The organism is Oryzobacter terrae (assembly GCF_042756445.1).
Lineage (GTDB): Bacteria > Actinomycetota > Actinomycetes > Actinomycetales > Dermatophilaceae > Oryzobacter > Oryzobacter terrae.
Genome location: NZ_CP170578.1, coordinates 315333 through 327055, shown reverse-complemented (window position 1 = coordinate 327055; position 11723 = coordinate 315333). Strand labels below are relative to the sequence as shown.

The following is an 11723-nucleotide window of genomic DNA, read 5'->3' as shown; positions in this document are numbered from 1 at the left end:
CGACAGCGGCGCCGCGTGCGGCGTCGGGTGCGGCGTCGCGTGCCGGGACGTGAACGGCGGGGGTGGGCCACCTGGGTCCACCCCCGCCGTCGCGTCAGTGCGTCACGGCTGGGCCGTCACGGAAGGGTTTACTTGAACTCCTCCGTGTTCACGGCCTCCCACTTGCCGCCCTTGACACCGTAGACGGTGAGGACGCGGGAGGTCGTGTCGCCGTACTCGTCGAAGGCCACCTTGCCGGTGACGCCGTCGAACGAGACCGAGCTCATCGCGGTGACGGTGGCCTGGCGGGCCGCGTCGGCCGAGGCGGCGTCCTTGAGGGACGTCTTGAGCGCCGCGATGATGGAGTTGGCCGCGTCGTACGCGTAGGCACCGTAGGCCTCGTACGGCTCGGCGTAGCCACCGGCGTTGTACGCCTCGACGAAGGACTTCGCCGACTCGAGGGTGTCGGTCGGGGCGCCGACCGAGGTGGCGAGGTCGCCGTCGGCGGTCGCACCGGCGAGCTTGATGAACTCGCCCGAGTAGATGCCGTCGCCACCCATGAGCGGGACGTTGAGGCCGGCGGCCTTCATCTGCTGCGAGAACGGACCGGCCTGCGGGAACTCGCCGCCGTAGTACACGGCCTTCGGGTTCGAGGGCTTGATCTTGGAGATGACGGCGTCGTACTTGTCGTCGTCGGGGTTGATCGTCTCGGCCGCCACGACCTTGCCGCCGAGCTTCTTGTACTCGGTGGTGAACGCGTCGACGAGGCCCTGACCGTAGGTCTTCTTGTCGTGGACCGTCGCGATCTCCTTGATGCCCGCCTTCTCGAACAGGTAGCGCGCCGCGAAGGGGCCCTGGATCGAGTCGGTGGTGCAGGTGCGGAAGTACGTGGGGTAGGTCCGCTTCGGCGCGGTGAGGAAGTCCGCACCCTGGGTGAGCGCCGGGTTGGTGTTGGCCGGCGAGACCTGGGTGATGTTCGCGGCCGCGAGGACCGGCTGGACGCTCTGCGCGACGCTGGAGTTCAGCGTGCCGACGACACCGATGACGTCCTTGTCGGACGCGAGCTTGGTGGCGGCGTTCTTGCCGACATCGGGGGTGGCCTGGTCGTCCTCGGCGGCGAGCTCGAGGGTCCAGCCCGGGATCGCCTTGGACTCGTTGGCCTGCTTGATGGCCAGGTCGACCGAGTGCTCGATGCCCTTGCCGAGGGCGGCGAGGTCGCCGGACAGAGGCGCGATGACGCCGATCTTGGCGACCTTGTTCTCACTGGCACCGCCGGTGGCGTCGTCCTCGCTGCCGCCGCGCGTACCGCACGCGGAGAGGGCCAGCGAGGCGACGAGCAGCGAGGCGCCAGCGGCAACCACGGAACGCTGAGGCACGTTTCCTCCTGAGTTGTTACAGAAAAGTGAGCAGGTGTGCTCGAGCCCGCGGGTGTGGCGAGCAAGCGCACTGTAACCACAGCCGCCACAGGCAGCCCAGCATCCCGGGCAGAACGCGGCCGAGTTGTTACCTCACGGTGACCTGTGCTCGGGCTGTGCGAACGAGCGCCTCGGGAACCATGGTCGGCAGCCCGTTCGCTGAACGGGTTCACGGCGACCTCGCCGCGACACGCCGCTCCGCCGGCACCGACGACCCCGAGAGGACGACGATGAGCAGCGACCAGATGACCCCCACCACCGGGTCCGGCACGACCCCCGACACCGGAGCGGAGGGCCCGTCCGGCGCGTGCGGGTGCGTGTCGCGCCGGCAGTCCCTCGTCGTCGCGGGTGCCGCCGTCGTGGGCACCGCGGGGCTGACCGCGTGCGGTGCCGCCGAGGACGCGGCGCGTGGGGCGGCCTCGTCGGCCGCCTCGGCTGCGGGATCCGTCGCGTCCTCCGCCGCCGGCGACCTCATCAAGGCCGCCGAGATCCCCGTGGGCGGCGGCAAGGTGTTCGAGTCGACGAAGGTGGTCGTGACGCAGCCGACCGCCGGTGAGTACAAGGCGTTCTCGGCGACGTGCCCCCACCAGGGCTGCTCCGTCGGCAGCGTTAAGGACAACGTCATCACCTGCCCCTGCCACGGCAGCCAGTTCGACGCCGCCACGGGCGAGGTCAAGCAGGGCCCCGCCACCCGAGGCCTCGAGGCCAAGTCCGTGACCGTCGGCGCCGACGGCATCACCGTCACCTGACCCCCAACACCCCGGGCTGCGCAAGTTCGGGGTGACCCCGAACTTGTGCGCTCTCCCCCGGTTGGCAACCGGGGGAGAGCGCCTCTTTCTCGGGTGCGGCCGCCGTTGGCCGAGGTCGCGTTCGTGTGGGAGTCCGCTCCGTCCACAGGCCCGGTGGAGGGAAGCGCTCGTCCACAGCTCCGCGGGCGCGCTGGATGCCGGGGTGGTCGTTGCCGACGCTGTGCGGATGTACGACGAGATGCACTGGCCCGGCGACCTGTTCACGCGGGCGGAGGCAGCGGCACTGGGGATCGGGACGCGCGAGCTCACCCGAGGGGTCGCCACGGGCGTGATCCGCAGACTCGCCCACGGTCTGTACGCCGCCACCCCTCGGCCGCCGTTCGCCGAGGACCGACATCGCGAGCTGTGCGCCGGCCTCCTCCTCATGTACCCGGATGCCGTGCTGGCCGGTCGATCGTCGGTCGTGGCGCTCGGACTCCCGACCTGGGGTCTTCGGCTCTCGAAGGCGCTCCTCCACCGGCCGGTCCACCGTCAGGTCAACCGGTCCGGAGCCGTCATCCGACCGCTCGACGCCACCGATGTCGTGAGCAGCACCGCGACCGGACCCGCCCAGTCCCCGGCCGCTGCCCTGGTCCAGGTCGCCTTCGACCACGGGACCGTCGCCGCCGTCGTGTCCGCCGATGCCGCCGTGGCGCGACGCGTCGTGTCGGTCGACGAGCTCACCGAGGTGGCGGTGCGTCGTCGGGGTGAGCCGCGATCGCAGCGCGCCGCCGCGATGCTCTCGTTCCTCGACCCGCTCTCGGAGAGCCCGGGTGAGACCCGGCTGCGTGTGACCTTGGCATCGCACGGGTTCGCCGTCACCAGCCAAATCGTGGTCACGGACGGTTCGACCGTCGTCGCGCGAGCCGACCTCGGCATCGACGGGACCCGCGTGCTCATCGAGTTCGACGGCTTCGTCAAGTACTCCGACGGTGGGCCCGAGGCGGTGGTTCGCGAGAAGCTGCGCGAGGACCGGCTGCGCGCCCTCGGCTACGTCGTCCTCCGGTTCACGTGGCACGACCTCGAGTCACCGGCTCGGGTCCTGGCCGTCGTCCGCGCGGCGGTGGCCCGCGACCTCGCCGATCGACACGTCGCCCGCTGAGACGTCCTCTACCGACGCGCTGCCCCCGGGTTGTGCGCGCTATCCCCGTGTTGACAACCGGGGTGGAGCGCACAACTTCGGGGTTACCCCGAAATTGTGCGACAGGAGGGGCGGCCGGCGCGGGGGGCGGGGGGACGGCGGGCGGGGGAAGGCGGGCGGGGGGACGGCGGGCGGGGGCGTGTCGGGGGGCGGTCGTAGGGTTGTGGGCGTGGCTGACCCGTCGACGTACCGTCCTCGGCCGGGGGAGATCCCGACCGAGCCGGGGGTGTACCGGTTCCGCGACAAGGACGGCCGCGTCATCTACGTCGGCAAGGCCAAGAGCCTGCGGCCACGGCTGTCGTCGTACTTCCAGGACCTCTCCGCCCTGCACCACCGCACCGCGACGATGGTGCGCACCGGGGCCAGCGTCGAGTGGACCGTCGTGTCGACCGAGGTCGAGGCCCTCCAGCTCGAGTACAGCTGGATCAAGGAGTTCGACCCCCGCTTCAACGTCCGCTACCGCGACGACAAGTCCTACCCCTACCTCGCGGTCACCCTCGGCGAGGACTTCCCGCGCGCCCAGGTGATGCGCGGCGCCAAGCGCAAGGGCACCCGGTACTTCGGCCCCTACGCCCACGCGTGGGCCATCCGCGAGACCCTCGACCTCGCGCTGCGCGTCTTCCCGGTGCGCACCTGCTCGTCGGGCGTCTTCACGCGTGCGAGCCAGGTGGGCCGCCCCTGCCTCCTCGGCTACATCGACAAGTGCAGCGCCCCGTGCGTCGGCCGCGTCGACGCCGACACCCACCGGCGGATCGCCGAGGACTTCTGCGACTTCATGGCCGGCGAGACCGGGCGCTTCCTCGGTCGGCTGACCAAGGAGATGAAGGAGGCCGCCGCCGAGCTCGACTTCGAGCGCGCCGCCCGGCTGCGCGACGACATCGGCGCCCTCGAGAAGGTCCTCGAGAAGTCGGCCGTCGTCCTCCCCGACGCCACCGACGCCGACGTCTTCGCCCTCGCCGAGGACGAGCTCGAGGTGGCCGTCCAGCTCTTCCACGTCCGGGGCGGGCGGGTGCGTGGCCAGCGCGGCTGGGTGGCCGAGCGCGACGCCGAGACGACCCCCGAGATCGTCGAGCACCTCGTCCAGCAGGTCTACGGCGGCGAGACGGGCGAGGCCGTGCCGCGCGAGGTGCTCGTCCCGGTCCTCCCCGACGACGCCGACGCCCTCGCCGACTGGCTCTCCGGGCTGCGCGGCAGCCGGGTCGACCTGCGCGTCCCCCAGCGCGGCGACAAGCGCACCCTGATGGAGACGGTGGCCCGCAACGCCACCCAGAGCCTCGCCCGGCACAAGGTCGCCCGCGCCGGCGACCTCACGACCCGCAGCCAGGCCCTCCAGCAGCTCCAGGAGTTCCTCGAGCTCGAGGACGCCCCGCTGCGTGTCGAGTGCTTCGACATCAGCCACGTCCAGGGCACCCAGGTCGTCGGGTCGATGGTCGTCTTCGAGGACGGCCTGCCGCGCAAGTCCGAGTACCGCCGCTTCATCGTGCGCGGCGACGAGACCGGCGCCACCGACGACACCGCCGCGATGCACGAGGTCCTCACCCGACGCTTCCGGCGCGGCCGGGCGGAGGAGGCCGAGATCCGCGACCGCGAGCAGCACGCCCTCGACGACGGCGCGGTCACCCCCGAGGAGGGCGCCCGTCCCGCGCGCTTCGCGTACCGGCCGAACCTCGTCGTCGTCGACGGTGGCCTGCCCCAGGTCAACGCGGCGGCCCGGGCCCTCGAGGACGTCGGCATCGTCGACGTCGCGGTCGTCGGCCTCGCCAAGCGCCTCGAGGAGGTCTGGCTGCCGGGGGTCGAGCACCCGGTGGTCCTGCCCCGCACGAGCGAGGGCCTCTACCTCCTCCAGCGCCTGCGCGACGAGGCCCACCGCTTCGCCATCACCTTCCACCGGCAGCGCCGCTCGAAGGCGATGACGGCCAGCCAGCTCGACGGGATCCCCGGCCTGGGGGAGAAGCGGCGCAAGGCGCTGCTCAAGCGGTTCGGCTCGGTGAAGCGGATCCGCGCCGCCTCCGTCGACGAGCTCGCCGACGTCCCGGGCATCGGGCCTGCGCTGGCAGCGGTGGTTGCGGCAGAGTTGGGGTCGACCGCCGACCTCACCCCCGCGGTCAACCTCGCCACCGGCGAGGTCGTCGACGACGAAGGAGCAGCAGGTGTCAGTGGAGCCGGGGACGACCCCGATGCCGGACGGCAGCGGGCCGACGCCTGACCCGACCCCCGACCCGCCGGCCGAGACGACCACGCCCATCGAGGCGAGCACCGGGAGCGCGTCGAGCCCTGCCGTCACGCCCCCACCGCCGCCCGTCCCCTCAGACACCGACTTCGTCATCGTCACGGGCCTCAGCGGCGCCGGACGCTCGACCGCGGCCAACGTCATCGAGGACCGCGGTTGGTACGTCGTCGACAACCTCCCGCCGCAGCTGCTCTCGCCGATGGCCGAGCTGGCCAACCGGGTGCGCGACTCGGGGGTCTCCGAGCTGAGGATCGCCGCGGTCGTCGACGTCCGCGCCCGTGCCTTCCGCTCCGAGCTGCGTCAGGGTCTGGCCGCGCTGCGCGAGGCGGGCTGGCGGCCCCACCTCATCTTCCTCGACGCCACCGACGAGGCCCTCGTGCGCCGGTTCGAGAGCGTCCGCCGACCGCACCCGCTCCAGGGCGACGGCCGCCTCCTCGACGGCATCCAGGCCGAGCGCGAGCTGCTGCGCGACCTGCGGGCCGAGGCCCAGGTCGTCATCGACACCTCGGGCCTCAACGTCCACCAGCTCGGGCGGAAGATCGCCCCGCTGCTCGGCGCCGAGGGCGGACCCAGCGTCCGGCTCGCCCTCATGTCCTTCGGCTTCAAGTACGGCGTCCCGCTCGACGCCGACTTCGTCCTCGACATGCGCTTCCTGCCCAACCCGTTCTGGGTCCCCGAGCTCAAGGCGCTCACCGGCGCCGACCAGCCGGTGGCCGACTGGGTCATGGGGCAGGAGGGCGCCACCGACTTCCTCGACCGCGCCGTCGCCATGCTCGAGCCGGTCGTCGACGGCTACCGGCGCGAGGGACGCCGGTACGCCACGGTCGCCGTCGGCTGCACTGGCGGCAAGCACCGGTCGGTCGCGATGACCCAGGCCCTCGCGGCCCGCCTCACCACCGACCGGGTCGCGACGTTCGTCGTCCACCGCGACCTGGGGCGCGAGTGAGCGGGCCGGTCGTCGCGGCCCTCGGCGGGGGCCACGGCCTGGCGGCCACCCTGACGGCGCTGCGCTACGTCACCGACGAGATCACCGCGATCGTCACGGTCGCCGACGACGGCGGCTCGAGCGGCCGGCTGCGCGACGAGTTCGGCGTCCTGCCGCCCGGCGACCTGCGGATGGCGCTGGCCGCCCTCTGCGGCGAGAGCGAGTGGGGCCACACGTGGCGCGACGTCCTCCAGCACCGCTTCGAGGGCGACGGCCCGCTCGGCGGCCATGCCCTCGGCAACCTGCTCATCGTGGCGCTGTGGGAGCTGCACGACGACCCCGTCGCCGGGCTCGACCTCGTCGCCCGACTCCTCGGCGCCAAGGGCCGGGTCCTGCCGATGGCGGCCGTACCGCTGGCCATCGAGGCCGACGTCAGCGGGCTCGACCCCGACGACCCCACCGCACGCCGGCTCGTCAGCGGACAGGCCCAGGTCGCCGTGACGCCCGGGACGGTCGAGGCCGTGCGCCTCGTCCCCGCCGACCCGCCGGCCTACCCGGAGTCGGTCGCCGCGATCCGCAGCGCCGACTGGGTCGTCCTCGGCCCCGGGTCGTGGTTCACCTCGGTCATGACCCACCTGCTCGTCCCCGAGGTCCGCGAGGCCCTCGAGGTCACCCGGGCCCGCCGGATGCTCGTCCTCAACCTCGACCCGGGCTCGGGGGAGACCGCGGGCTTCAGCGCCGAGCGGCACCTCGAGACCTTCGCCGAGCTCGCGCCCCGGCTGCGCCTCGACGTGGTCCTCGCCGACCCCGCCGTCGTCGAGGACGCGACCTCGCTCGCGGAGCACTGTGCCCGGCTCGGCGCGAGCCTGCTCGTGACTCCCGTCTCGCACCGCGACCGTCCGGGCGAGCACGACCCGCTGCGCTTCGCGGCCGCGCTCCGGGACGTCGTCACCACCGCAGGAGGGCGTCCATGACGCGTGGCAGGATGACCGGCATGGCGATGACGGCGAAGGTGAAGGACGAGCTGAGCAGGTTCGCCGTGACGAAACCCTGCTGCCGCAAGGCGGAGGTCGCGGCGACGCTGCGGTTCGCCGGGGGGCTGCACATCATCGGGGGGCGCATCGTCGTCGAGGCCGAGCTCGACACCGCGAACGCGGCCCGACGGCTGCGACGCGAGCTCGCCGAGGTCTACGGCCACACCCCCGAGGTCCTCGTGCTCGCGGCCGGCGGGCTGCGCAAGGGCAGCCGGTACGTCGTGCGCGTCGTCCAGGACGGCGAGGCACTCGCCCGCCAGACCGGCCTCATCGACAGCCGCGGCCGACCGGTCCGCGGTCTGCCGCCCAAGGTCGTCAGTGGGTCGGTGTGCGACGCCGAGGCCGCCTGGCGCGGCGCCTTCCTCGCCCACGGCTCGCTCACCGAGCCGGGCCGCTCGAGCGCCCTCGAGGTCACCTGCCCCGGTCCGGAGGCCGCCCTCGCCCTCGTCGGCGCCGCCCGCCGGATGGGCATCTCGGCCAAGGCCCGCGAGGTCCGCGGGGTCGACCGCGTCGTCATCCGTGACGGCGACGCCATCGGGGCGATGCTGACGCGCCTCGGCGCGCACGACGCCGTCCTCGCGTGGGAGGAGCGCCGCATCCGGCGCGAGGTCCGCGCCACCGCGAACCGCCTGGCGAACTTCGACGACGCCAACCTCCGCCGCTCGGCCCGCGCGGCCGTCGCCGCCGGCGCCCGCGTCGAGCGCGCGATGGAGATCCTCGGCGAGGAGATCCCCGACCACCTGCGCGAGGCCGGCAGCCTCCGGCTGGAGCACAAGCAGGCCAGTCTCGAGGAGCTCGGTCAGCTGGCCGACCCGCCGATGACCAAGGACGCCGTCGCGGGCCGGATCCGCCGGCTCCTCGCGATGGCCGACAAGCGGGCCTCCGACGAGGGCATCCCCAACACCGAGGCCGTCCTCACCCCGGACATGCTCGACAGCTGACGAGCCCGTCCGCCGGCCCGCCGGGGAGCCGAACCGTGCTCGGCCGGGGGTGCGTAAGCGGTTACTCGCCCGTACCCCGGACGCGGTGTCCCCTCGCAACGACGGGGTCTAGGGTGGACGACGAACCCAGGTGCCCCGACCCCGTGGCACTCCCGTATGAGTGGAAGGCAGCACCCCCGTGACCGTTCGCGTAGGGATCAACGGCTTCGGCCGGATCGGCCGCAACTTCTTCCGGGCCGTCCAGGCGTCCGGTGCCGACATCGAGATCGTCGCCGCCAACGACCTGATGGACAACAAGAGCATCGCCCACCTCCTCAAGTACGACTCCGTGCTCGGTGTCCTCGAGGACGACGTCAGCGCGACCGAGGACTCGATCACCGTGGGTGGCCGGACCATCAAGGTGTTCGCCGAGCGCGACCCCGCGGCCATCGCCTGGGGCGACGCCGGTGCCGACATCGTCATCGAGTCGACGGGCATCTTCACCGACGGCCAGAAGGCGCACGCCCACATCGACGGCGGCGCCAAGAAGGTCATCATCTCGGCCCCGGCCTCCAACGAGGACGCCACCTTCGTCATGGGCGTCAACCACGACAGCTACGACCCCGAGAAGCACCACGTCATCTCGAACGCGTCGTGCACGACGAACTGCCTCGCCCCGATGGCCAAGCCGCTCCACGACGAGCTGACCATCGTCAAGGGCCTGATGACGACCATCCACGCCTACACGCAGGACCAGAACCTGCTCGACGGCCCGCACAAGGACCTGCGCCGCGCCCGCGCCGCCGCCCTCAACATCATCCCGACGAGCACCGGCGCCGCGAAGGCCATCGGCCTCGTCCTGCCCGACCTCAAGGGCAAGCTCGACGGCTACGCCCTGCGCGTCCCGGTCCCCACCGGCTCGGCCACCGACCTCACCTTCGAGGCCGGCCGCGAGACCTCCGTCGAGGAGGTCAACGCGATCGTCAAGGCGGCCGCCGAGGGCCCGCTCAAGGGCTTCCTCAAGTACACCGACGACCCGATCGTCTCCTCCGACATCGTCACCGACCCGGCGTCGTGCATCTTCGACTCGGGCCTGACCAAGGTCATCGGCAACCAGGTCAAGGTCGTCGGCTGGTACGACAACGAGTGGGGCTACTCCAACCGCCTCATCGACCTCACGGTCCTCGTCGGCAAGAGCCTCTGAAGCGGACGGGACCGAACCTGATCATGGGTGACATCGCCTCGCTGGGCGACCTGCGCGGCAAGCGGGTCCTCGTCCGGTCCGACCTCAACGTGCCGCTCGACGGCACGACGATCACCGACGACGGCCGCATCCGGGCGTCGGTCCCGACGATCCAGCAGCTGTCCGAGGCGGGCGCACGCGTCATCGTGTGCGCCCACCTCGGGCGTCCCAAGGGGGCGCCCGAGGAGAAGTACTCGCTCAAGCCGGTCGTCGACCGGCTCGCCGAGCTCCTCGGCCGCCCCGTCGCCTTCGCCACCGACACGGTGGGGGAGAGCGCCCGGGCCGCGGTCGCGGGGCTCGAGGACGGCGACGTGCTCCTGCTCGAGAACCTGCGCTTCAACGCGGGGGAGACGGCCAAGACCGACGAGGAGCGCGCCGAGTTCGCCGATGCCCTCGCCGGGCTCGCCGACGCCTTCGTCTCCGACGGGTTCGGCGTCGTCCACCGCAAGCAGGCCTCGGTCTACGACGTGGCGACCCGGCTGCCGTCGGCGATGGGCGGCCTCGTCGCCACCGAGGTCGACGTCCTCAAGCGCCTCACCCAGGACCCCGAGCGGCCCTACGCCGTCGTCCTCGGCGGCGCCAAGGTCGCCGACAAGCTCGCCGTCATCGACAACCTCCTGCAGACCGCCGACCGCCTCCTCATCGGGGGCGGCATGCTCTTCACCTTCCTCGCGGCCCAGGGTCACGAGATCGGGAAGAGCCTGTTCGACGCCGAGAGCCTCGAGGCCTGCAAGGGCTACCTCGCGACGGCGCAGCAGAGCGGCGTCGAGATCGTCCTGCCCGTCGACGTCGTCGTCGGCAAGGAGTTCTCGGCCGACACCGAGGTCGAGACGGTCGCGGCCGACGCCATCCCGGCCGACGCCATGGGCCTGGACATCGGCCCGCGCTCCGCCGAGCTCTACGCCGAGAAGCTGGCCGACACCCGCACGGTGTTCTGGAACGGGCCGATGGGCGCGTTCGAGATGGAGCCCTTCGCCGCCGGCACCCGACGCCTCGCCGAGGCCCTCGTCGAGGCCACCTCGAACGGCGCGCTGACCGTCGTCGGCGGCGGCGACTCCGCCGCGGCCGTGCGCCAGCTCGGCTTCTCCGACGACCAGTTCGGCCACATCTCCACCGGGGGTGGCGCCTCCCTCGAGTACCTCGAGGGCAAGGAGCTCCCCGGTATCGCGATCCTCACGAAGGAGCACTGACCCATGGCCTCCGGCCGCACCCCGCTCATGGCGGGCAACTGGAAGATGAACCTCGACCACCTCCAGGCGACGCACCTCGTGCAGAAGCTCGACTGGACCCTCAAGGACGGCCGCCACGACCACGGCAAGGTCGAGGTCGCGGTGCTCCCGCCGTTCACCGACATCCGCAGCGTCCAGACGCTCATCGACGGTGACCGCCTCGAGCTCAAGCACGGCGCGCAGGACCTCTCGGTCCACGACGCCGGCGCCTACACGGGCGAGATCAGCGGGGCCTTCCTCGCCAAGCTCGGCTGCGCCTACGTCACCGTCGGCCACAGCGAGCGGCGCGAGTACCACCACGAGGGCGACGACGTCGTCAACGCCAAGGTGCAGGCCGCCTTCCGCCACGGCATCACGCCGATCTTCTGCTGCGGCGAGGGCCTCGAGGTCCGCCAGGCCGGCACCCACGTCGAGCACGTGCTGGCCCAGGTCGAGGCCGGCCTCAAGGACGTCCCCGTCGAGCAGGCGAGGACGGTCGTCGTCGCGTACGAGCCCATCTGGGCCATCGGCACCGGCGAGGTCGCGACCCCCGAGGACGCGCAGGAGGTGTGCGCGGCGATCCGCACCAAGCTGGCCGAGCTGTACTCCGGCGACGTCGCCGACGGCATCCGCGTCCTCTACGGCGGCTCGGTCAAGTCGGGCAACGTCGCGGCGATCATGGCCAAGGAGGACGTCGACGGCGCCCTCGTCGGCGGCGCGTCGATCGACCCGGCGGAGTTCGCAGCGATCTGCCGCTTCCGCGACCACGTCGCGACGTCCTGACGCGTGCCGACACCCGCCTGTCCCGAGGTGTCCGGTGCCGCCGCGACGAGCGGTTAT

10 protein-coding genes are annotated in these 11723 nt (G+C 72.3%); 9 read left to right on the top strand and 1 reads right to left on the bottom strand.

Going from position 1 to position 11723, the window contains the following annotated elements:
* Positions 1–128: 128 nt before the first annotated feature.
* Positions 129–1355, bottom strand: a complete 1227-nt coding sequence (locus ACFWN3_RS01600) for a branched-chain amino acid ABC transporter substrate-binding protein (RefSeq protein WP_377642767.1) — start codon at positions 1353–1355, stop codon at positions 129–131.
* A 269-nt stretch (positions 1356–1624) separates the two neighbouring features.
* Between ACFWN3_RS01600 and ACFWN3_RS01595 the strand changes: the two genes are divergently transcribed.
* From ACFWN3_RS01595 to tpiA, 9 genes are all read left to right on the top strand, one after another.
* Positions 1625–2143, top strand: a complete 519-nt coding sequence (locus tag ACFWN3_RS01595; protein WP_377642765.1) for a Rieske (2Fe-2S) protein — start codon at positions 1625–1627, stop codon at positions 2141–2143.
* Between the two features lie 226 nt (positions 2144–2369).
* Complete coding sequence (locus tag ACFWN3_RS01590) at positions 2370–3284, top strand: type IV toxin-antitoxin system AbiEi family antitoxin domain-containing protein (RefSeq protein ID WP_377642763.1); 915 nt, start codon at positions 2370–2372, stop codon at positions 3282–3284.
* 208 nt (positions 3285–3492) lie between these two features.
* The gene (gene uvrC, locus ACFWN3_RS01585) at positions 3493–5529 is read left to right on the top strand and encodes an excinuclease ABC subunit UvrC (protein WP_377642761.1); all 2037 of its coding nucleotides are present in this window, start codon (positions 3493–3495) and stop codon (positions 5527–5529) included.
* Positions 5474–6499 carry an RNase adapter RapZ gene (rapZ, locus tag ACFWN3_RS01580; RefSeq protein WP_377642759.1) on the top strand — a complete coding sequence of 342 codons (1026 nt, stop codon included), beginning with the start codon at positions 5474–5476 and terminating at the stop codon, positions 6497–6499. Before uvrC ends, rapZ begins: the two co-directional genes overlap by 56 nt.
* Complete coding sequence (yvcK, locus tag ACFWN3_RS01575; protein ID WP_377642757.1) at positions 6496–7452, top strand: uridine diphosphate-N-acetylglucosamine-binding protein YvcK; 957 nt, start codon at positions 6496–6498, stop codon at positions 7450–7452. The genes rapZ and yvcK overlap by 4 nt, the downstream gene beginning before the upstream one ends.
* Before the next feature lie 20 nt (positions 7453–7472).
* Positions 7473–8453 carry a DNA-binding protein WhiA gene (whiA, locus tag ACFWN3_RS01570; protein WP_377645496.1) on the top strand — a complete coding sequence of 327 codons (981 nt, stop codon included), beginning with the start codon at positions 7473–7475 and terminating at the stop codon, positions 8451–8453.
* Between the two features lie 178 nt (positions 8454–8631).
* Positions 8632–9636, top strand: a complete 1005-nt coding sequence (gap, locus tag ACFWN3_RS01565) for a type I glyceraldehyde-3-phosphate dehydrogenase (protein ID WP_377642755.1) — start codon at positions 8632–8634, stop codon at positions 9634–9636.
* Positions 9637–9659: 23 nt separating this feature from the next.
* Positions 9660–10865 carry a phosphoglycerate kinase gene (locus tag ACFWN3_RS01560; protein ID WP_377642753.1) on the top strand — a complete coding sequence of 402 codons (1206 nt, stop codon included), beginning with the start codon at positions 9660–9662 and terminating at the stop codon, positions 10863–10865.
* A 3-nt stretch (positions 10866–10868) separates the two neighbouring features.
* Positions 10869–11666 (top strand): triose-phosphate isomerase, encoded by a 798-nt coding sequence (tpiA, locus tag ACFWN3_RS01555; protein WP_377642751.1) that lies wholly within the window; start codon positions 10869–10871, stop codon positions 11664–11666.
* Positions 11667–11723 lie beyond the last annotated feature (57 nt).